This is a genomic window from Mycobacterium sp. E1747, assembly GCF_001667775.1.
Taxonomy (GTDB): domain Bacteria; phylum Actinomycetota; class Actinomycetes; order Mycobacteriales; family Mycobacteriaceae; genus Mycobacterium.
Window position 1 is genome coordinate 48,944 of sequence record NZ_LZJI01000149.1, and the last position, 22,320, is coordinate 71,263.

Below are 22,320 nucleotides of genomic sequence, written 5' to 3' on the forward strand. Positions count from 1 at the left end.
GTGACCGCTACGAAGCATCTCCTTCGCACCCGCAGCAGATATGCTGCCAACGCGCTCTTCGACGCCTTGACCGACCCTCGCCCCCGAGACGGCTCCGACGTACCCTGGCGTGCCGAAGCAATGACGTCGGCGTGGTTGACCGCAAACATCTGCAGCCAGGTGCCTGGCGCCGCCGTCACCAACGTCATTGTTGACGGCGGTCACGAGGGATCCTCGATCCGGCGGAAAATCACGGTCGAATACAACGCTGCAGGGGTCGACGCCGGTCTTCCAGTGCACCTGTTCGCGAAGTCGTCGCCCACCTGGCTGACTCGACTAGCCTCAAGCGCTGAGATCGCCCGAGCGGAATCCGAATTCTTGCGCCAAAAAGCACATCTCGACATCGAGACACCGACACTGGCTTACGGGGCGGTAGATCGCGCCACCGGTCGCATGATCGAGCTCTTTGTCGACTTGGTGGCCGAGAGCGGTGCCGTCTTCTTCGATTGGACTACAACGATCGACCGCCGGCAGGCCGACCAAGTGGCGGATACCCTCGGTGTGCTGCACGGCAGCCTGGCCGCGGAAGTGGCCGCAGGGAAATTTTCGTGGCTACCGGTATACGGCGGACGAATCACCCGCGGCGATCAAAACGGTCTGTTGAATGCCCATGAGACCGCCCTGGACCGCTGCGGAGACCTGCTCCCCACCACCTTGCTTGCTGAGCGAGACCGAATCTGGCCGGCCGTGCTGCGCAATGTCAGAGTCGATGCCGGTCGGGCGCAAACCGTCATCCACTCCGACGTTCATCTCGGCAACTGGTATGAAACCGCTAGCGGACGAATTGGTCTTGCAGATTGGCAGTGTGTGAGCGTAGGGCATTGGGCCCGCGATGTGGCTTATGCTTTCTCCACTCTGCTGGCAGTCGATGACAGGCGAGCGTGGGAACGGGACCTCTTCGACCGTTACCTCGACGTCGTGCAATCTCGCTCAGGCATGCGAATCGCGGTCGACTCGGCGTGGTGCGATTACCGCCGGTATTTGGTTAACGCCTTGCTGTCTTGGACGCCCACCCTCGTACCCACCACCACGATGCCCGATATGCAGCCGTTAGAGATGTCAACGCTCATGCTGAAGCGAATCGGTTCGGCGATCGTTGATCTCGATGCCCTCGATGCCTGCGAAATGTCCGGGGTGGCTTGATGTCGAAGGACGTATCTCCAGAGCAATGGGGTCGAGCGGCACTCGAAGAGGCACTATTCCGGGCGGCGAGCAAGCTGGGACCTACTGGCGCAAAAGCAGTGGATGTCATCGAGGTCGCGGTCCCAATTCAGGTATCGGCCGGAGCGGACGGCACTTTGCGGCTGGTGATTGTCAGTGACACGGAAGGGCCCATCAGCACCGCTTTGCGGCCACCGTTCTGACCGCTGAGGCCGGGCCTGGCGCCGGAGGCTCGATGCCGTGCGCCGAGCTCATGCCGGACGCGGGTCCGGCCGCTCCCCAGCCGAGATACTCTTGTTGCAAACTATCAAGTGTGAGAGTATTTACTCCTGGCCGCCACGGCCCTCGGCCCGTGCTCAACCTGGGCGGGACGTTTGCGGACGGCAAGGCTTCGCACCTAGTTGGGTTTGCTGGCGTAGGGCCTGACGCGCTGAAATCCCGATCGCCAGCAACCTAGGCGCAACTGCTCGATGCAATCACACATTCGCTCTGAAAGAGGCACCGATGGAGGACCCCGGCATCATTGGACGCACAGCGCTCATCACCGGCGCGACGTCGGGCATCGGGCACTCTTCGGCGGTGACACTTGCCCGCGCCGGCGCCAGTGTGGTCATCACGGGCCGCGACGCGAAGCGGGGCAACGCCGTGGTCAACGAAATTGCCGCCGCTGGCGGCCAGGCGCACTTCGTGCGCGCGGATCTCGCTGATATGGATGACGTGCGGCAACTCGCTGCCCATGTCGAAGTGGTCGACATGCTGGTGAACAATGCAGGCTTGTGGGACTTGCGCACGACCGCTCAGACCAGTGAGGCGGAGTTTGACGCCATGTTCGCTGTCAATGTCAAGAGCGCCTTCTTTCTAACCGCTGCGCTGGCCCCGAAGATGGCCAAGCGGGGGCGGGGGAGCATCGTCAACGTTTCCAGCATGGCGTCCCTGCGTGGCGGCGCAGGAACCGCTGCCTACGGTGCAAGCAAGGCTGCGATCGACGCTCTGACCCGCGCGTGGGCTGTGGAATTCGGCCCTGCCGGTGTGCGAGTCAACGCGGTGGCGGTCGGTCCCACCCGGACCCCGGCAACGGCCCATTTGGGGTCGATGTTCGAGGATCTAGGCGATGCCAACCCCCTGCGACGCCCCAACGAGGCTGCTGACGTCGCAAATGCCATCTGCTACTTGTTAAGTGACGCCGCCAAGGCCATCACCGGTGTCGTGCTCTCGGTGGATGGCGGTCGCGTCGCCGCGCTGTGAGTGGCGGCCGAACGCCCCACGCCTGCATCACACGAAACTTCGCTGCATTTCGCCGGTTTGGAGAACGGAAATCAGCCCCAGACATCGCCTGCTGTCAGACATGAGCGCGACGTCAACTCTCAGTCGGCGAAATCATGAGCCAGGTTCGCAGAATCGGGTCCGTGTCGACGCCCGTTGGACTTCAATTCGTTGAGGTCGGGCAAACCCGTCATCCGCGGCGCCCTCCACCCGGGCGGCGAGCCCAAAAGTGATGATAGTCTTGTAATCAACTATTTAATGTGAGACATTTAGCTCGCGGCCGCAGGAGGGGCCCGCAGGGCGTGCGCTATCGACCAGCTTGGAGGATGCCGATGGAGGCCGAGAGCCCCGGAGGTCTCGCCGGCGTTCGGGTCCTCGAGGTCGCAGGCAGCATCGCGGTGGCCTGGGCCGCGAAGCTCTTCGCCGACCTGGGGGCTGACGTCATCCGTGCTGAGGGTGAAACAGACCTAGTGCGTGAGCGGCCATTCGACGTTCACCGTTGGCTCAATACGAACAAGCGCTCCGTTCGGCGCGGATCGGCGGAGCAACTGCGAGCCCTGGCCATCGATGCTGATGTCGTTCTTCATGGCCTAGACAACGGTTCGGCGGTTGCGGCAGGTCTCGCATACGAGACTCTGCGCGATCTCGCTCCAGACATCGTCGTCTGCGCCATCACGGCATGGGGCAATCGTGGGCCGTACGCGGCCTACCGTGCGGAAGAGATCACAATCATTCACGGATCCAGCTGGGGCTTTTTGTCGCCGGCTGGTGCCACGCAGGTCGAGTTGCCGCCGCTGAAGGCACCGGGCCATCAGGCGATGATCAACCTATCGACGTCGGCGGCCGCGGTGGCACTAGCGGCGCATTACCGTTCGCGCAATTCGGGCTTCGGCGAATTCATCGACTTTTCACTGTTCGCGGCCGGCGCCAAGATCACGGAGTTCGCCCCGGTCAAGGCGACGTTCTTGGGCAAGGATGCCACGCGGCTGGGGACGAAGTCGGTCATTCCTTGGGGCATCTATCAATGTCAAGACGGGTTGATCCAACTCCTCTGCGTAGAGGAAGAGCAGTGGCGTGCGTTTCGGTCGGTGATGGGGGATCCCGACTGGGCTCAGCTGGAGATCTTCGATACCGCACCCGGGCGACGGGAAAACGCCGACCTCATCGACCACTACCTCGAGGAGTGGTTCAGTACCCAGAAAGTCGAGGAGGTATGCGACGCGGCCCAACAGCTCGGAGTTTGCCTAAGCCCTGTGTACACCATGCCCCAGCTCGCGCAGGATCCTCACCTCAACGCGCGCGGTTTTTTCGCCACCACTCCGGACGGGCTGACCCTACCGGGGCGCCTGTGCAAATTCGACCAGCCGTGGTGGGGCCTGCGCCGGGCGGCGCCTGAGAAGTGGGAGCACGATGGTCAAGGCTGGTTGTCCCGCTCTAGGAAAAACGAGGCTTTCGACCCGGAAGCCCTGGCCGGACCGCGCCGTCCGCTGGAGGGCGTGCGAGTCTGTGACTTCACCTGGGTGTGGGCCGGCCCGTACTGCACACAGCAGCTCGCCCACCTCGGAGCCGACGTCATCAAGATTGAGTCGCCGGAAAGGCCGGATTTCTACCGTCGGTCGCCGTTACGCCCCAAGGGCGTCGTGCAAACGTTAGATACATCCGGAGTTTTCCAGATGTATAACACCGATAAGCGTAGCTTGGCGATCGACCTGAATCGTCCAGAAGCACGCAAGGTGGTGCTCGACTTAGTACGGCACTGCGACGTCGTCGTTGACAACTTCAGCGTCGGAGTAATGCAGCATTTGGGCCTCGGCGTAGCCGACCTCCGCTCGGTGAACCCGGCGGTGATAATCGCCTCCCTCTCGGGATACGGACAGTCAGGTCCGAAAGCCCGCTATAAGGCATATGGACCGGCCGCCGCGGCCCTTGCGGGGCTTGACTGCGCAAATGGTTACGGCCCCGGCGATGTCAAAGAGCCAGGTCTAGCGATCGGTGACCCTGCTACCGGCCTCGCCGCCGCGTGGGCCATCGTCAGCGCACTAGTCGCACGGCAAAACCACGGCACGAGTGCTGTATTGGATGTGGCCATGGTCGAGGCTGTTACAGCGACCGTAGGCGAGATTTGGATGGAGTATTTGGCCGCCGACACACAGCCAGCCCCCCGCGCCAATCGCGACCCCCAGTGGGCGCCGTGCGGATGCTATCCGGCTGCGGGAACGGACCGCTGGGTGACCATCATCTGCACCACTGAAGACGAATGGCAATCGCTGTGCTCGGTTGTTGATCCTGCCCTCGCTAAGGATGAACGGTTCGCGACCCGTGACGCGCGGCACGAGAATGAGGACGAACTCGATCGGCTGTTGGCGGGATGGACTCAACACAGAAATCGGTGGCACACCTCTGCCCTGCTTCAGGCTGTCGGGGTGGCGTCCTTCCCATCGCTCTCACCGCTGGACCTTTGGAGGGGTGACCCACAACTCGAGGCTCTCGATATGCTGGAATCTCCGCTGCACCCGGTAACCGGCGCGATGACACTACCCGGCGTGCCTTGGCATTTGACCAACGGTCCCAACGGGATTCGGCTCGCCGCACCGATGCTGGGACAGCACAGCCAGGAGATCCTCGCCGACCTTATCGGCTACCCGATCGAAAAAATCACGGCGCTGCGCGAGGCGGGAGTTCTACCAAATGAGACCTAACTGGTCTGGCGGATCTACGGAGAAGATCGCGAGGTGCGATGTCTGACTGGCCAACTATGTATCCCGGCGCACCGGCCCTAGACCAGCCGGACAAAGCCGCGTTCGTAATGGCGTCGACTGGCGCGGTCACCACCTATGCCCAGCTGGACGCGGCCGCGAATAGGTTGTCCCGCGTCCTACGAGACGCAGGTGTCGAGCCAGGCATGCACGTCGCCTTCTGCTTGGAGAACCATCCGCGACTGCTTGAGGTGGCGTGGGGTTGTATCTATGCAGGAGCGGTGTTCACCGCCTGCTCCTCGCGCACGACCGCGCAGGAACTGGCGTACTTAGTGAACGACTGCGGCGCCACAGTCTTCATCACCTCGTCGGCGTTGGCGCAAAACGCAGTCGACATCATCGAGTTGACACCGCGGGTGCGGCTGAGGTTGATGCTGGACGAAAATGTACCGGGATACCAGTCCTACGACGAAGCGACCGCAGCTCAGACGCCCGAGCCGCTCGCCAATCGGATCGCCGGTATCGACATGTTCTACTCATCGGGTACCACCGGCAAACCAAAGGGCGTGAACCGAAACTTCACTGCAGAGCCGCTCGAGAAGGGCACGAAGTCGGCACGGGCGACCACGCGATTGCTGACCAAACTTCTGGGCGCTGGACCGGATTGCGTGTATCTCTCGCCGGCGCCGCTCTACCATTCGGCCCCGCTGCGGTTCTGCCTCGCGGTCACAGGCTTCGGGGGAACCGCAATCATCATGGACCGATTCGACGCGGAGGATTACCTGGCGCTCGTCGAGCGCTACCACGTCACCCACAGTCAGGTGGTCCCCACCATGTTCGTCAGGTTGCTCAAACTCGACGATCAGACGCGGCGTAGCTACGACGTTTCGTCGCTGCGAAGTGTCGTGCACGCGTCGGCGCCGTGCCCTGTTGCCATCAAGAAACAGATCATCGAGTGGCTCGGGCCGATTGTGCACGAGTATTACTCCGGTACGGAGGGTAACGGTTTCACTTTCGCCAGCTGTGCGGAGTGGTTAACGCACCCAGGCACTGTCGGTCGTCCGCTTGGTTGCGTGATTCACGTTGTGGGGGAGGACGGATCCGAACTGGGAGTTGGTGAGACGGGTACTGTCTTCTTCGAAGGTGGCGCGCCGTTCGCATACCATAACGACGAGTCGAAAACGCTTGAAGCGCAACACTTCCGGGGCTGGACAACGATCGGCGACGTCGGACACGTGGACGCCGATGGTTACCTCTTCCTCACCGACCGAACGGCCTTCACCATTATCTCTGGCGGAGTCAACATATATCCGCAGGAAGCCGAGAACGTTCTCATCACGCATGCCAAAGTGGCCGACGTTGCGGTCTTCGGGGTGCCGAATGAAGAATTTGGAGAGGAGGTCAAGGCGGTCGTCCAGCCGGAAGTCATGCCCTCAACGAGTACCGAAGCTTCCGATTTGGAAGCCGAACTGATCGCCTTTTGTCGCTCGCAGCTCACTGATCTCAAATGCCCGCGGACGGTCGATTTCCGTTCCGAGCTGCCGAGGCATCCAACTGGGAAGCTGCACAAGCGCATCCTTAAGGACCAGTACTGGCCTGCGTCGAGCACGAGCTGACTGACAACCGCAGGCTCGATCTGAGCACGCGAAGATTGATCTACGGATCTAGTAAATTTAGTCTAGAAATCTACTATCATGGGTGTACTGCCCCCAGACATCCGACGAAGGGTCGACACGGTGAGCCTTGACAAGTACTTCGAAGAGAAGGTCCGCGAGTACGGTCGCGGCGCCTCGGTGTCATTCATCGACGAGCCCGACACAGAGCCGCTGTTCTGTCCGATCATCTCGGTCGACGACCACGCCCTCGAGCCGGCAGATTTGTTCGAGAACCGCCTGGCGAGCAAGTTCGCCGATCGCATGCCCCGCTGCGTTGATCAGGACGACGGTGCACCGTGGTGGATCATCGACGACGTACGCGTCCCGATAGTCATGTCCAACGGCGCGTCCGGACGGCCTATCAGCGAATGGTCGCTCGCGGCATGCAGATTTGAGGAATTCCGGCAAGGAGTATGGGACCCGGAGGCGCGCATTCGCGATATGGATCTCGTCGGGGTCTGGGCGCAGCTGTGCTTCGGATCAATCGTTTGGGGCTTCGCCGGCACCCGGTTCGCCAAGATGAGGGACCCTGAACTGGGACTGGCATGCCTGCGCGCCTACAACGATTGGATGCTCGAAGAGTGGTGCGGCGCAGCGCCGGAGCGTTACATCCCATGCCAACTGCCCTGGCTGGCAGATCCAGAGATCGCCGCGCAAGAAATCCGAAAGAACGCCGCCCGCGGCTTCCGATCGGTCAGTTTCAGCGAAAATCCGGAAGGCCTCGGCTTCCCAAATATCTACAACCAAAGTTGGGATCCATTCTTCCGGGCTTGTGAAGAGACGGGCACGGTCGTAAACCTGCATGTGGGTTCCTCCGGAAAGACGCAGGTTCCGACGACTTCCTCAGCCGAAGAGGTTACGGTGGCGCTGTTTCCTGTCAGTGGGCTGGAAGCCGTGATGGACTGGGTGTATTCCGGTGTGTGCCTTAGGTTCCCGGAGTTGAAGATAGCCCTGTCAGAGGCCGGGGTGTCGTGGGTACCGATGGCCCTGGAGCGTTTGAGGCGAGCGTATCGGCAGCGAGACGGGATCGGTCACGGCTGGCCCAACGGCGAGATCACTCCCATGGAGTTGGTACACCGCAACTTCTACTTCACCTCGATTGAAGATCCTTCCGCATTCCGGTTACTCGACATCATCGGTGAAGACCATGTGATGGTTGAGACTGACTATCCGCATTTCGACAGCACGTGGCCGAACTGCCAGGCGATGGTCCGTGGTGAGATGGCCGACCTGCCGGCCGAGACGGTCCGCAAATTGTGCTACGAGAATGCAGCCCGCGTCTACAACCATCCACTACCGCCAGTGGAGTTGATCGCGCGCTCGGAGATCGCGAAGACGCCTGACCCCGAGTACGCGACGTCATGACAGCGGACTTCGGCGCGGTCAACTGACGTGCCAGAATCAATGTGGGCGTATCGGCTATGCGCCCCAGCAACATTCGAGAAGATCTCCGTCGACGCGCTGGACGCGTCGCGACTGCTGGAGGGTCAAGTCCTTGTCCGTCCGCAGGCCGCGGCACTCTGCGGCAGCGACTACGCATTCTTCAGAGGGGCCCAGAATCCTACGGTGCCGGCCCTGACGGGCGCGTCTTACGCTTCGGCGCCCCCCGGTGCGTCGCTGCACGAAGTGGCCGGGGATGTAGTGGCCTCGCGCGATCCGTCGATAGCCGTTGGGGCGACTGTCGCCGGCTGGGCCACAGGAATGGATGCACTAGCCGAACTCGTGATCACAGAAGGCGCAAGTGTCGCGCCTTACGAATCGATGCGTGCTACAACCGCCGTCGTGATGCAGTCGCTGGCATGTGTCATCTATGCGTTCGACCAGATGACTTCGGTCGAGGACGCGCGCGTCGCCGTGTTGGGCCTTGGACCGTTTGGCTTGTTGTTCTCCCATTACGCCAAAACATCTGGCGCGAACCACGTCGTCGGCATCGACCGCGTGGATCGATCCGATGTGAAAGGCAGTTTCCTTCTGGACGAGGTCGTCTTCGCCGGCGTCGACCGGTGGGCCAAGGGTCTTTCCACCGACGAAGAGCGCCCCGAGAGGGTGATCGAAGTGATCGGACACCAGATCTCGACGTTTGCAACTGCGATCGAGGCCGCCAGGGCCCACGGTGAAATTTATTGTTTCGGAGTGCCGGACGACGACGTGTACCCGATGCCGCTGCAACAATTTCTGCGTAAGAATCTCACACTGCGATCAGGCGCGACTCCGATGAGCGAACGTCGAAGATGCTTGCTTGCCGCGAAAGACTACCTACATCGCTATCCAAGCTTGCCGGATGCCTACGTTACAACGGTGTTTGGGGTGCACGAGGTCCAGCAAGCCTTCTCAGAGGGGATCTCACCCTCGCGAGGACGTTTGAAGATCGTGCTCGAATACTGACGAACGAGGTCGGCGGAACCTGCCAGCACCAATTTCAACACCGCAAGCGAAAGAAGTGAGATGCCCACTGTTCGGACGACTGTGGCCGAAACCCTTCGCCATCACGTGTCCTCGCTTTATGGCGTCCTCGGCGACGCGAACATGCAATATGTGCACGACTACGTCGCGCTCGGGGGCGCTTACTACGGCGCCTGCGACGAACGTGCTGCGACGATGATGGGCGTTGGGGCAAGCCAGCTTTCGGGCAAGGTGACGGCGGTGACCGTCACTCACGGGCCAGGCTTCACCAACACCATCACTTCTCTCGTAGAGGCCGCAAGAGGGCGCACACCGCTGGTGTTGCTCACTGGCGATACCCCCGCGGTCCACGATTACGTGCAAGTGATCGACATAGCGGCGCTCGTGGCGCCCACCGGCGCTCTATTTCGTCGAGTCCTGGCACCTGAGCACACTTCATACGATATCGCCGCGGCGTTCAGGCAGGCCGAGGCGTCCAGACTCCCAGTGGTGCTCGATATTCCCATCCGACTTATCGGCGAAGACGCCGGGAACACTCCTGAGCCATATGAGGTGCGGTTCGGTCAAGCGGTGGGTCCGGATTTAGAAGTCCTTGACGAAGCACTCGGAATTATCGCGTCGGCTTCTCGTCCGGTGATCGTGGCGGGTCGCGGCGCGGCGTCCACTGCTGCACAAACCGCGATACGCCGCCTCGGCGAGGTGATTGGTGCGCCAGTTGGCACCACGCTGATGGGCCGCGACCTATTCCGCGAAGATCCATGGGACCTCGGAATCGTCGGGACCCTGAGCAATGAGATCGCCTCAGAGACCGTAGCCGCCTCAGACTGCATCATCGCGTTCGGGGCCAGTCTCAACAAATACACATCCTCATACGGCGCGCTTCAACAGGGCCGGCCGGTGATTCATGTCGACATCGACTCTGCACGCTTCGGACGGTGGACTCCGCTGACGGTTGGCGTCGTGGGCGACTGCGGAATCGTCGCGCAATCAATGATCGAGCAATTGGAAGCAGCGGACCATCGACCGTCGACCTTTCGATCGCCCGAGTTGGCCGCTCGTTTAGCTGCTAATGATCCGCGCGCAGAATTTCGTGACACCAGCTCGGAGGAGTTTGTGGATGCGCGCACCGCAATGATCCGTCTGAATGAGTTGCTGCCGGCAGACCGCCAGGTAGTCACGGACGTCGCGAGATTCGCGGCAGCACCGTGGCGCTACCTTCATGTGCAGCACCCGTCGAAATTCACCCAGACAGCCAACTTCGGGTCTATTGGGCTTGGCTTCCCCGCAGCCGTTGGTGCTTCGACAACTGATACCTCATGCCTGACGGTCGCCGTCGCTGGAGACGGCGGGACGATGATGTCGGTGGCGGAAATTTCAACTGCTGTGCGGTACGAGTTGCCAATGGTTTTCGTGATCGTCAACGATAATTGTTATGGCGCCGAGTGGAACTCGCTGCAAAACTATGGGATCGACCCCAAGTTTTCGCTGATCGAATGGCCGTCTTTCGAGGAAATGGGTCGTGCGATGGGGGCCCACGCAATCACCGTCCGCAAGGAATCGGAACTAGATCAAGTCGCAGATCACGTTGCCCAGGGCAATCTTCCGCTCGTGGTCGACCTACGCATCGACCCTTCCGTCGACATCGGCAGCGTCCGGTAGGTCTGAACGCCGACACGACCCGGCGCGAGGTGACTACCTGACCTGCCCTTCCACATGCCAAAACCGACCCGCCGTGATCGAACTGCCTGTGGGGGCACAGGTCGACGACTCGCTTGTTGGCCCCGCTTCGCGCAACTCCAGGCTCGGCGCCTCGGGGTACGCGCCCGTCGCTTCTACGGCCGTCCGCCACGTTGATAAAGCGATATCGCGATAACCGGCAATCTCAGCATCCGTCGCGTCGTCGGGCACTGCCAGGTCATAAGTCCAGACGGGCAACGGCACAGCCTTTCTCGTCGCTGTCTTCAAGTCGCAAGCCCGCGCTATTCGGACCAACGGAATAAGCCTAGCTCTCATTATCGCTGCGGCGCAACGACGTTCGAGTCAGCGGCCGGCATATTTTCGCTTTGACAGATCTTCTCACTACGTAACCCTTGTTCAGGGTCACCGGATTTGAGTCCGCGGGGTTATGCCGGCCCTAGCAATTTGCGCGCAGACTTCTCTCGGCAGGGGAGCCCCGGTATGCGCGAGCTGTCCGAGTAGTTCCTCGATCGCAACGGCCGATTCACCAGCTCCGGTCGAAGTGTGAACCGCCCTAGTCCGAGGGGAAGACGGTTGCCGGGTGACTGATCAATTACCACCGCAACACGGGTGCAGATCACCATAATCACGGGGGACACACCAGCGGGGGCCCAAGTCACAGCCTCCTCGCCGAAAGTCTATGATTCAATAGTTGATAATACGGTATACCCGCCGCGTTCCAAGGGGGTTGGTCGCAATGTCTGGACTTTCTGGGATCAGGGTGCTTGAAATCGGCCACGGGGTGGCCGTCGCATGGGCGGCCAAACTGTTCGCCGATCTTGGCGCCGACGTAGTACGAGTGGAGTCGTCAATTGAATTCGTAAAGGGAAGGCCGTTCAATGTCGCGGCGTGGCTCAACACGAACAAAAGGCCTGTAACCGTTGGTCGTCCTGAAGAAATGGGGCAGCTCGCACGAGGGGCCGATATCGTACTTCATGGATTTGCGCCCGGGCAGGCGGAAAAATATGGACTGGGCTACGAGACGCTGTCCGCGTCGTCGCCGGCAGTCGTCGTCTGCGCGATAACTCCCTTTGGTAGCACTGGGCCGTACGCCGGTTTCCGCGGTGAAGAACTATCGATCATTCATGGATCGAGCTGGGGTTTTCTGTCCCCGGCCGGTTCGACTGACCTGACGCGCCCGCCGCTCAAGGCGCCGGGGCATCATGCCTCGATTAACGCAGCGACGATGGCGGCGAGTGTGGCACTTGCGGCCTATGAAGCCGCGGACAGGACCGGGATCGGCGACTTTGTTGACTTCTCGCTGTTCGCCGCCGCGGCGAAGATGACCGAATGGGCACCAGCGCGCGCGCTTTTCATGGGGCAAGACTCGTCACGCGCAGGGAGCAAGGCGAGTTCACCTTGGGGCATCTATAAGTGCCAAGACGGGCTCATTCAAGTGCTCTGTGCTGAAGAGGTCCAGTGGCAGTGTCTAGTGACACTAATGGGAAAGCCGGATTGGTCTCAACTGGAAGTGTTTGCGACAGTTGCCGATCGACAGGCGAATCGCGACCTCGTTGACATGTACTTGGGGGATTGGTTCGCCGAAAAGCGTGTCGCGGATGTCTACCATGCGGGTCAACGCGCAGGGGTGTGTCTTACGCCGGTGCACACGATGTCCGAACTTGGTGAGGATTCCTATTTCCGCGAGCGCGGCTTCTTTTATCAATCACCCGAAGGCCCGCTGCTTCCCGGCCCGCCATATCGGATCGACAAACCCTGGTGGAGGGCCGCACCACCTCCCCGTTCTGGGGCTAGCCGTGGCGAGACATGGCGGGAACGCAGGCTAACCCGTACAACAGCGCCAGAGCGGGGCGGCGCGCAGCCTCTTGAGGGCATCCGCGTATGCGACTTCACGTGGGTTTGGGCTGGTCCGTTTTGCACGCAATTGCTGGCGCACCTCGGTGCCGATGTCATCCGCGTCGAGTCGCGCGAACGGCCTGACTACTTCCGCCGTGCGCCGATACATCCAGTTGGGATGGAGCCGACCCTCGAGACCTCGGGCGTGTACCAGACCTTTAACAGCGACAAACGGAGCATCGCGGTCGACTTGCGTCATCCGGATGCCCGCCAGCTTATTCTGGACTTGGTCAAGCACAGTGACGTCGTCATCGACAACTTCAGTGTTGGCACCATGGCGCAGTTTGGGCTGGGTGTGGCAGATCTCCGCGCGGCGAACCCTTCAGTCGTCGTTGCGTCGTTGTCGGGGTACGGCCAAACGGGTCAACGTGCGCACTATATGGGCTACGGACCCGTCGGCGGCGCAATAGCCGGCCAATTCACCGCAAATGGATACGGGCGTGGGGACGTCATGGAACCCGCGATCGCGGTCGGAGATCCCAGCATGGGCCTGTCCGCGCTGTGGGGCCTCATCGCGTCCTTGACGGCTCGGAGACGTACCGGCGAATCGGCCACCCTGGATATTGCGATGACTGAGGCTACAGCAGCCACCTTCGGCGAACTTTGGATGGAGTACGTCACCACGGGCGAGAATCCGATACCTCGCGCGAACCACGATCCGCAGTGGGCGCCCCACAGTTGTTATCCGGCGGCCGGAGATGATGAATGGGTGACGATCGCCTGCACAACCGACGCAGAATGGCGAGCTCTCTGCACGGTCGTCTCACCAAATTTGGTTGATGACAAGCGTTTTGCTGATTCTGAATCGCGCAAGATCCACGAGGACGAACTCGATAAACATATCGCGGAATGGACGCGAGGCCGCGATCGGTGGGTGATTACCCGCAAACTCCAGGCGGTCGGTGTGGCGGCATTCCCTTCGCTGTCACCTCTCGAACTATGGTCGGGGGATCGGCAACTAGCTGCAATCGGCATGCTCGAGGTCATCGATCACCCAGTTACAGGTGCGCGCGCTATCCCCGGAATACCATGGCGGTTCCAGAATGCGCGGAACGGACTACGTCGACCGGCACCGCTGCTGGGACAGCACACTGACGAAGTTCTCGCTGAGGTGTTAGGCCTTGACGGCGCTACACTGTCAGACCTTCATGACCGTGGGGTGTTGCGCTGATGAGATCGCGCGTGAGGAGCAAAGCGCATTTCGCACCGAGGTAGAGATGTCGCGCAGCAACTCTGAATTTTGAGGATTGGCTCCTAGAGGTAGGGCTGCGTCGCTCAGCGCGATGGCTAATGGGGCTCTTCGGAAAGGGGAGTGCGCCGGTGCCTCGACGATACGGCGGTGTCCCCGATATGTGTTGCGGCGGTTGATGTCTGGCCGCACCACATCGCCGCAGTAATTGCCGCTGAGCTGGGGGTGTCCTGGCACCGTCAGCATGATCGCCATGAGCGCGGCAGCCGACTTGGTTACCGCGCCGGGCCGGGGCGGCTGGCCGGGTGGCGCGAAAATGGCTGGCTCCGGCACCGACCGCGTTAACCGGCCTAGTGAGTGAAGAATCCCCGAAGCGAGGGCGCTCCGAGCGCCCAAACTATTCGTCGCCGCGTGTCGATGCTTCGATCGAACGCGCAACGCTCGCCCGACCAGGACAGGAGATCACGAGGGTGAGGGGAAGCAGATCCCACTCGCCACCCGCCGCTCTGTCCCGGCCGGCTCAGCAACGTGTTACTCGCCTTCGTTGTGGAACGAGAATGCATTACCCGAGAAGGTGTTGCACAGCAGGCGAAGGCTCTCTGGGATTTGGTCGAGGTCGACGGGACGGCGCAGTTCCTCAGGCGTGGGGCCGATGTCGTTGGCAACCTTCTGAAGAGCTTCTCTATCTAACCTGTACACCTCGACTGCGTTGAGACCCAGCATCTTCCGGGTCTCCTCTTCAGGCAGATCGGCGAAGTTGAGACTCATTGCTTCTCGGCTGAACGGCACAGTTCCCTCGTGGTGCGGGAAGTCCGCACCCCACATAACATGATCGACCCCCACGTTATAGCGATTCTCGATATCACCCGAATCCAGGAAGGAACCAAAGTAGACGTTCTGGCGCATGTAGTCACTCGGCATCTGCTTCAAATTGTCTACCACGGGGGCCGAGAAATACCGACTGATCGAGTTCACCTCGCGTGAATGCTTGACGTAGCCGTCCATCTGAGTGATCACAGGCTGCAGCGATGTTGTGCCTTGTTCGGTGATGACTAAGCGAAGGTTCGGGTGCTGATCGAAGACGCCGGCCAAAATGAGATGAACGACTGGACGGTAAACGAAGTTGATAAATTCGAAAAGCCCAATCGCCGGCGCAGCGATTCCCGTTTCTTCCGAAGCCGCTTCAGACGGGGCGATACCGTGGCGGTGGAGCGGCATCCCCAGCTCTTCGCAGATCTGCCAAATCGGTTCTAGCCGCGGGTAGTAGAGGTTAGAAAGCTGGAGGATGGTATCGGGTGGGAGCAGGACGCCCTTCAGGCCATTTTCATGCGCCCACTTGATCTCCTTTACCGCCGCATCGACGTCATTCAAGAACGTCTGCGCAATTCCGATGCGCCGCCCGGGCACCTCCTTGCAGAAATCCACCAGCCATCGGTTGTGTGCACGAAGGCCGGCCGAGCGGAGCTCGTACTCCCGACCACCGACTGGAGGAATGGACGCAGACACCTGGTTGTTCGGGAAGAACGGAGGGGCCGTGTTCGGGAACAGAACCTCCGCGGCGATCCCCTCTTTGTCGATGTAGTCCTGGCGCTTGGCGCTCACCCAGTTGACGTCGCTGGCGTAGGAGGCGACGCCGACGCGGAAGTCCTCTAGCTCGGTGTCGAGATCGCCCCATCCATCAGAGAACGATGCCGCCCAAGCATCGAACTCGTCGTGATATTGCGACTCGAGATATGGCTTGTAGCCGTATAGGTCGGCGCCGCAGTGACCATCGGTGGACACTACCAAGTATCGTTCGTCGTTGCTCATGATTCTCCTTTGATTCATGGGATTATTGTCTCGATGTTTTGATGCTGTCAGCGAAGAATGTTCAGATCTCCTGCTTCATAATCTGCCAGGATCTTTCGCGCCCAGGCGAGATCGTCATTCTCATACGCGACGCAGGCGGCTTCATAGTCAATTCCGTATACCCGAGCCGCATTGCCGTACAGCACCTTAGCCTTGATTTCTGGCGTTAACTGCGGATAGCCGTACTGCTCGCTCAAGCGTTCAGGAATTTGGAACACGCGGAATGCATCCAACAGCGGCTGAGCACCGCCATACCAGATGCTGTCGGTACCCCAGATGACGTTGTCTTCACCCATGTACTTGAGCAACTTTCCGATGGAATGGGCAGCTTGCTCGGGATTTCGGATCAGATTGAACCATGTCGTCCCGAGTTCTGCGTACACGTTGCTGCCCAGCCCGAGACCGGAGACGCGCATTGTGTCGAGTAGCCTATCGATACCCGGGCCTGGGTTATCCGGATCATAGGGGCCTTCCGGCGGCGCATCTGTGGGAAGCTCATATCCCGAGTGATAGATGACGAAGTTCAGGTCAGGATAGGCAACCGCCGAGGGTCCGATGTCTGCCGGTGAACCGTTATTGACCATTCCACTTAGGCCTTTATGCGCGCATACCAGTTTCACGCCGGTGCTTCGCGCTTTCTCGAGGAATGGAATACCGACATTTTCATCGGTCAAGTTCCAAGGGTATTTCCAGACTCCGTCTTGGAGCTCACCGAAAGTGTAGACCTTCCAACCAACGGGGCTGTATGTCTTGGCCCAGTCTTCCATTGACGCCATCTCATTAGCTTGATAAGCATGCACCAGCGAGTGGTTGTACAGTCGACCGGTTCCGGCCATCGTGTTGAACAGCTTTCTTGTCGCCGCCATTTCGTCGTTGAACACGTGACGTGACTCATCAACGCCTGGTCCTGAGGTCAGGACCGCTACCGCATTTTCCGTCTCTATAAAGATTTTCCGGATGTAAGCAGCGAGATCGTACTCACCAATCGTATCGAGTTCGATCCACCAATCGGGCTGAGTCTCGCGATAGAAGGATTCCGTGTATTGCCGCGGCCACAGCTTGAACGAGTGCGGCGCTTGGAAGTGAGTCTGCACATCGATCGCAGGCTTTCCACGGAAGATCTCCTCTGCCGCCGACTGGTCTTTCTCGGCATCTTCTGGCACCCGGTAGTATTCGAAACCGCCGACCTCATTGAGGGAACGCAAGCCCGCAGCCGTGCCCAACCTGTTTTGGGCTCGCCTGATAGTTGGAATCTGATTTTGGTCATTCAGATTGACGAGTGTATCTTTTACCCTAGCGATGGCTCGCAAGTGATCATTGGTGTATGGTACTGGCGAGTACTCATCAGTGCTGATACGTCGCAGAAAGATTGGTACGAGCGACAAGGGGTTCTCAACACTGCAGGTCTTCTTCAGCAAAACGGTCTCCTAGTCATAATACGATCCCTGCATGAGGGCGGGAAAACTGATTGGGGCGTGTGCGCTGTGCCGAGGGAGATGCGACGAAACGACCGCGATTCTTAAAAGGCATCAGGATTCGCAATCACTGCTGCGGGCACTGGGTGCCGGTAGAGCTCTGAAGCATTCTTCCAAGTAATGCGCTCGATCGCTTCTGGAGTAAGTCCGTGCACGTGGCGATCGACAATTTCCTGGGTCCTCGGCCACGTACCGTCACAATGAGGGTAGTCCTGCTCCAGAAGTATATTTTCTACACCGATTCTGTCGATCTGCAGCATTGATGACGGGTCTTCCAGTGCGCAAAACCAAAAGTTTCGTTTCAACACTTCGGCAGGCGTCAAGTCACTGGTCCAGGTGCCGAACATGCTGTGATAGGACAGCATATGGTCGAGACGATCCATCAATCCTGCAACCCAACCAATACCACCCTCAGACAGGCAGATTTTCAGGGTGGGGTAACGCACCGGATATCCCGAGTAGAGCCAATCAGTTGCCGCGAACAACGCGTAAGCGAAAAACAATACACCCGGAACGTCGTCTGGCGCGTCGTCAGTTGTCATGGGGGACTGGCCGGAGGATCCGACATGCAGATTGATGACGGTATCGGTTTCAACGCAGGCCTCAATGAAGGGATCCCAGTAACCGCTATGCATCGTCGGCAAGCCGTGTCCGGCCGGTGACTCAGGGAAAGAGACCGCGGTAAATCCGCGTGCCGCATTTTCCCTAATCATGTCGGCACCAACCACCGGGTCCAACAGCCACGGAATCTGGCATGCGATGATCCGGTCTGGATAGGGGCCCCGCCAAGCTTCGAGGTGCCAGTCATTCCATGCCCTGACGGAGGCCATCGCCAGTTCCTGGTCTTTGGTAACCAGCTGGAGGCGCTGGCCCGCGAATCCGGCGAGAAAAGACGGAAAATTGAGCGATGCGTACACGCCATTCAAATCCATATCGGCGATTCGTGCATGAATGTCCCACGAGCCGCGACGCATTTCGTCGAATCGAACGGGTTCGAATCCAAATTCGTCCACCGGACGACCGACTACGGAGTTGAATCCGATCTTCGGGAGCTCTACGTCATCGTAAACCCAAACCTCGCTGCCGTCGGCCTTCTCCATCACGCGGGGAGCGCGCTCGGCCAGACGGCTAGGGATTCGGTCAACGAACATGTCGGGCGGTTCCACGACGTGATCGTCGGCAGAAATAATCGTGTATCTACGGTTCGCCCGGGGAGGTTCGGGAAGGAACGTGACAGTGCGCTCGTTGCCCGTCTTGGCAACCGTGACATGCCCTTTGGTGGCCCAAGCGTCGATCGTGCGCACTGGTAGCCCTCCCTCCGTTGGGTTGACTGATTCCGCGATAATCTATGACTAGAGTAGTTAGGCCGAGTCGTTCGCGCAAGGTTCTGACGTGATCACGCCAACGAACTTGCCCGAGCCTCCGCCGTCGACGGTTGAGCAGTCTGACCATGTGAAGCACTAAGGTCGCGGATGTTTCGTAGCGTTGCGCGAACGCCGCTCGGTTGGTTGCGCGACCATGTCGTCGTTACGTCCGCAGCTGGGGCGCCTGGTCATTCGCAGGTTTGTCTGCGATCACCACGAACTCGGTCGACGGATCTTGGAGTGGCGATTTTCCGATCACGAGATTGCCGGCGTCGTGTTCACGGTGCACGCCAGCAAACACCTTCATCTTCACCGCCCGTTAGTCTCGCTCGGCACGCCATGGTCACCGATGAGGATGTCAGAGCAAGGTTCTCGGGGCTGGCAGTTTTGCTCGATTGAAGACGACTGATCAGCAGTTGCGTATCTAATCGCGCCAGCGAGTTAGCTCCGAGGAGTAGATGGAAGGTATGTCGCCGAAGGCCGCTACCTCGCCCATGGGCAGCATTCTTCGAAAGGCTGTCGCCCGGCGTCATTCGCCGGCCCCGACGAGTGCCCGCAGCGTGGCGCGCGCGCCGTGGCGGTGCAGCCAGTCCAGCGCCCACAGGTAGGGCTCGAGGAAGCGGGGCTGGTCGACGAGGTCGCCGAACACCGCCCGGTTGGCGAGGAACGCGGCCGGGTCGTCGCGCTGGGAGCGGGCGATGGGGACGAGCGTGTCGGCGAGCCGGTCCACCACCTCGATCGGCTGACCGTCTTCGTCGACGCCCTCGGCGTAGCGTGCCCAGCTCGCGACGATCGCCGCGGACAGCCGGACCGGGCCACCGCGTCGCAAGTTGTCGGCCACCACGGGGAGCAACCACTTGCTGATGCGCTCCGACGAATCGGCGCACAGCCTGGTCACCGTGTCGCGCACATAGGCGTTGCCGAAGCGGGGCAGGAGCCCGTCCTTGAAAGCGGCCAACCCGGGGACCGGCGTGAGCGTGGGCATCGCCTCGAATTCCATATAGCGGTGCAGGAATTCGGCGATCAGTGGGTCGTGGGCGGCCTCGTGTACCAACCGATACCCGGCCAGGTAACCGAAGTAGCACAGCCCCTGGTGGCCGGCGTTGAGCAAGCGCAGCTTCATCGCTTCATAGGGCGCCACGTCGTCGACAAGCTGGACTCCCGCCTTGTCCAGTGGGGGCCGGCCGTCGGCAAAGTCGTCCTGGAGCACCCACATGGCGAACGGTTCGGCGACCACGGGCCAGGCGTCGTGCACACCGAATTCGGTGTGCAGCCGCTCGATCGCGGCCGCGGTGGTGGCCGGGGTGATCCGGTCGACCATCGAGTTGGGGAACTTTGCGTGCTCGCGCATCCACTGTGCGAGTTCGGGATTGAGCCGTTCGGCGTACGACGTGAACGCCTGCCGCGCCACGCTCCCGTTCTCGACGATGTTGTCGCAGGACACGATTGTGGGGGCGGGCAGGCCGCGTTCGCGCCGGCGGTTCAGTGCCTCGGCCACCAGCGGGTAGACGTCGCTCAGCGGCGGGTGGTAGCCGCCTTCGGTGATGGTGAGCGAGACGATCCGGGTGGTCGGGTCGGCGAGCAGCTCGACGACCGTCTCGGGATCGTCGGGGGCGTAATGGAAGTCGACGATGGAGCCGATGACGCGCGGTTCCCGGGTGCCGTCGGGGTGTTCGAGGACCAACGTGTACAGGTGGTCCTGGGCGCGCAGCACGTCGCGCATCCGCCGGTCACCCGGCAGCACGCCGACACCGCAGATTCCCCAGTCCGCGGCGAGGCCGTCGCTCAGCAGCTTGTCGATGTACATGGCCTGATGGGCGCGGTGAAAGCCACCGACGCCGAAATGCACGATGCCCACCGAGATTTGGCTACGGTCGTACTCCGGCCCGGGGATGGCGAGTGCGCCCAGGTTGCGCGCGCTCAGCTCCATTCCCGGAACTTAGCGCACCGTCAAGCGTTGGGGCACAGATCGCGCAAGGCGAAAATGACCACGTCCGCGGCCTGCCGGCCGTTGATCCCGCCGCTGCCCTGATCGGCGTCCGAGCGCTGGATCGCCAGGCCCTCGAGCTGCTGCGGGGAGGCGCCCCAGGAGAGCTGTTGGCACAGGTCGGCGCCCATCTGCAGCAGCCCATCGTCGCCGCCGTTGACGGCGTGGATGCCGGCGTTGTGCAGGTCGTTGAGAAAGGCAGCCCCGTCGGCCCGGGCCGGGCTGGCCCAGACGATGCCCGCGGCCAGAAGTGGGCCCCCTGCAAGGGCCGCGCCCATGAACCGGCCATAGGGCCGCTGTGCTGCCATCGAAATCTTCTCCTTCGTGCCGTGCCCGAATCGCGGTTGATGCACTTTTACACGAAAGCGCCGCCGAACACGCTGGGGAAGATAAATCCCAATGGTGAATTGTGGGCAAAGACCAATGGCTATGCGTCCGGGCAGAGATCGCGCACGGCGTCGATCACCACGTCGTCGGCCTGCTGCGGGGTGATCCCGCTGGCGCCCTGCCGGCTGTCGGAGCGCTGCAACGCCAGGCCCTCGATCTGCGCCGGTGGGGCGCCCCACGACAGTTGCTGGCAGACGCTCAGGCCCATCTGCACCAGCGCCTCATCGCCGCCGCTGACCGCGTGAATCCCGTTCTTGTGCAGGTCGTTGATGAACGTCGTCGCGTCCGCCTGGGCCGGTCCGGCCAATGCGACTCCGGCCGCCAACATGGGGCCGCTCAGCAGCGCTGTCTTGATGAATCGGCCGTAAGGCCGCCGTCCCGCCATGCCGACCCTCCCTTCCGCTCGTTCACCGTCCGTTCACCTCTATAGAACCTCCAAGACATGTTGAGTCGCCAAAAATTCCCTGGGAATGAGCTGCGGAAAGTTTGGATCGGCGAGACCCAAACGTTGCCTCGGCCGCATGGCTTCGCCCTGCGCGGTCGGATCCGGCTCGTGACGCCCTTGTGACGTCACCATTTGGATACGGCCCGGTGCGGCGCGTCCGGTGTTTGGAGTCGGCTGCCGACAATTGGCCCGTTATCTGCTGCATGGGATATGTGAGCGCGAATTAAAGGAGAGTCGACGCTGATGGCGATCGTCGATCGGTTCAACATGAAAGTAGTTGCCAGCCTTGGGTTGTGCGGAGCCGCACTGGCGTTGAGCCCGGATGCGGCAGCCACTCCCCTGAAGACGGGCGGCTACGCCTGCGTTCAGGGGCAGGCGGGCGAGGTCGGAGGCGCGCCGCTGGCCGGCGGAGCGGGCGCCGCGGGTGGAGCGGCCGCCGCGCCGAGCGCCGAGATCTGTGCCGCCAGCGCGCCACTCACCGACATGGCCGGTGTCCCGCTGGCCGTGCCCGGGCCGTTGCCGGTGGGCGCTCCCGTGCCGTTGCCTCTCGGCGCCCCGCTGCCGCTGCCGTTGGGTGCGCCATTACCCATCGCACCGGTGGTCCCGGCCGGCGCGCCGCTGGTGGCGCTCGGCGGGCCGCTGGCGGCCGGTGCCCCCCTCGAAGGCGCCCCACTCGTCGACATGTCAGGCGTCAAGGACGCCCCGACCGGTCCGGCGCCGACCGGCGGGCCGCAGCCCGGTCAGCCGGTGTCACCGGGCCCTGGCGCGCACTGAGTCCCATCCATCGACGGGAACGGACCCGCTGGTCGAAACC

The 22,320-nt window shown here is 61.3% G+C and carries 16 protein-coding genes; 9 read left to right on the forward strand and 7 right to left on the reverse strand.

From position 1 onward, the window contains the following. The 8 genes from A5695_RS14630 (at nt 1) to A5695_RS14665 (ending at nt 13,982) form a co-directional block, all read left to right on the forward strand. Nucleotides 1-1,182: a phosphotransferase gene (locus A5695_RS14630; RefSeq protein ID WP_197515497.1), complete on the forward strand. Its 1,182-nt coding sequence runs from the start codon at nt 1-3 to the stop codon at nt 1,180-1,182. 522 nt (nt 1,183-1,704) lie between these two features. Next, a complete protein-coding gene (locus A5695_RS14635) occupies nt 1,705-2,445 on the forward strand; it encodes an SDR family NAD(P)-dependent oxidoreductase (RefSeq protein ID WP_156749650.1) in 741 nt (246 codons plus the stop codon). A 350-nt stretch (nt 2,446-2,795) separates the two neighbouring features. After that, nucleotides 2,796-5,162 carry a CoA transferase gene (locus tag A5695_RS14640; protein WP_068083038.1) on the forward strand — a complete coding sequence of 789 codons (2,367 nt, stop codon included), beginning with the start codon at nt 2,796-2,798 and terminating at the stop codon, nt 5,160-5,162. Between the two features lie 56 nt (nt 5,163-5,218). Further along, nucleotides 5,219-6,775, forward strand: coding sequence for an acyl-CoA synthetase (locus tag A5695_RS14645; RefSeq protein ID WP_068083045.1), 1,557 nt, complete (start codon nt 5,219-5,221; stop codon nt 6,773-6,775). A gap of 120 nt (nt 6,776-6,895) precedes the next feature. Next, nucleotides 6,896-8,179, forward strand: coding sequence for an amidohydrolase family protein (locus tag A5695_RS14650; protein WP_231974836.1), 1,284 nt, complete (start codon nt 6,896-6,898; stop codon nt 8,177-8,179). Nucleotides 8,180-8,218: 39 nt separating this feature from the next. After that, nucleotides 8,219-9,199, forward strand: coding sequence for an alcohol dehydrogenase catalytic domain-containing protein (locus A5695_RS14655; protein ID WP_068083048.1), 981 nt, complete (start codon nt 8,219-8,221; stop codon nt 9,197-9,199). A 60-nt stretch (nt 9,200-9,259) separates the two neighbouring features. Further along, complete coding sequence (locus A5695_RS14660; RefSeq protein ID WP_068083053.1) at nt 9,260-10,876, forward strand: thiamine pyrophosphate-binding protein; 1,617 nt, start codon at nt 9,260-9,262, stop codon at nt 10,874-10,876. A 775-nt stretch (nt 10,877-11,651) separates the two neighbouring features. Continuing rightward, nucleotides 11,652-13,982 carry a CaiB/BaiF CoA-transferase family protein gene (locus tag A5695_RS14665; protein WP_156749651.1) on the forward strand — a complete coding sequence of 777 codons (2,331 nt, stop codon included), beginning with the start codon at nt 11,652-11,654 and terminating at the stop codon, nt 13,980-13,982. A 549-nt stretch (nt 13,983-14,531) separates the two neighbouring features. On the opposite strand, the gene A5695_RS14670 is transcribed toward A5695_RS14665, so the two are convergent. The 7 genes from A5695_RS14670 to A5695_RS14695 all read right to left on the reverse strand — a co-directional run bounded on the left by A5695_RS14670 (nt 14,532) and on the right by A5695_RS14695 (nt 21,446). Beyond that, the gene (locus tag A5695_RS14670) at nt 14,532-15,809 is read right to left on the reverse strand and encodes an amidohydrolase family protein (RefSeq protein ID WP_068083057.1); all 1,278 of its coding nucleotides are present in this window, start codon (nt 15,807-15,809) and stop codon (nt 14,532-14,534) included. Nucleotides 15,810-15,856: 47 nt separating this feature from the next. Further along, nucleotides 15,857-17,266 (reverse strand): amidohydrolase family protein, encoded by a 1,410-nt coding sequence (locus A5695_RS14675; RefSeq protein ID WP_156749652.1) that lies wholly within the window; start codon nt 17,264-17,266, stop codon nt 15,857-15,859. Nucleotides 17,267-17,367: 101 nt separating this feature from the next. Then, nucleotides 17,368-18,627 carry an amidohydrolase family protein gene (locus tag A5695_RS14680; RefSeq protein WP_068083062.1) on the reverse strand — a complete coding sequence of 420 codons (1,260 nt, stop codon included), beginning with the start codon at nt 18,625-18,627 and terminating at the stop codon, nt 17,368-17,370. A 223-nt stretch (nt 18,628-18,850) separates the two neighbouring features. After that, the gene (locus A5695_RS28585; protein ID WP_156749653.1) at nt 18,851-19,000 is read right to left on the reverse strand and encodes a hypothetical protein; all 150 of its coding nucleotides are present in this window, start codon (nt 18,998-19,000) and stop codon (nt 18,851-18,853) included. A 216-nt stretch (nt 19,001-19,216) separates the two neighbouring features. Continuing rightward, complete coding sequence (locus tag A5695_RS14685; RefSeq protein ID WP_068083068.1) at nt 19,217-20,617, reverse strand: mannitol dehydrogenase family protein; 1,401 nt, start codon at nt 20,615-20,617, stop codon at nt 19,217-19,219. Between the two features lie 20 nt (nt 20,618-20,637). Further along, complete coding sequence (locus A5695_RS14690) at nt 20,638-20,952, reverse strand: DUF732 domain-containing protein (protein ID WP_197515500.1); 315 nt, start codon at nt 20,950-20,952, stop codon at nt 20,638-20,640. Nucleotides 20,953-21,101: 149 nt separating this feature from the next. Beyond that, nucleotides 21,102-21,446: a DUF732 domain-containing protein gene (locus A5695_RS14695; RefSeq protein ID WP_068083071.1), complete on the reverse strand. Its 345-nt coding sequence runs from the start codon at nt 21,444-21,446 to the stop codon at nt 21,102-21,104. Between the two features lie 303 nt (nt 21,447-21,749). Between A5695_RS14695 and A5695_RS14700 the strand changes: the two genes are divergently transcribed. Beyond that, nucleotides 21,750-22,280: a hypothetical protein gene (locus A5695_RS14700; RefSeq protein WP_068083074.1), complete on the forward strand. Its 531-nt coding sequence runs from the start codon at nt 21,750-21,752 to the stop codon at nt 22,278-22,280. Nucleotides 22,281-22,320: the final 40 nt, after the last annotated feature.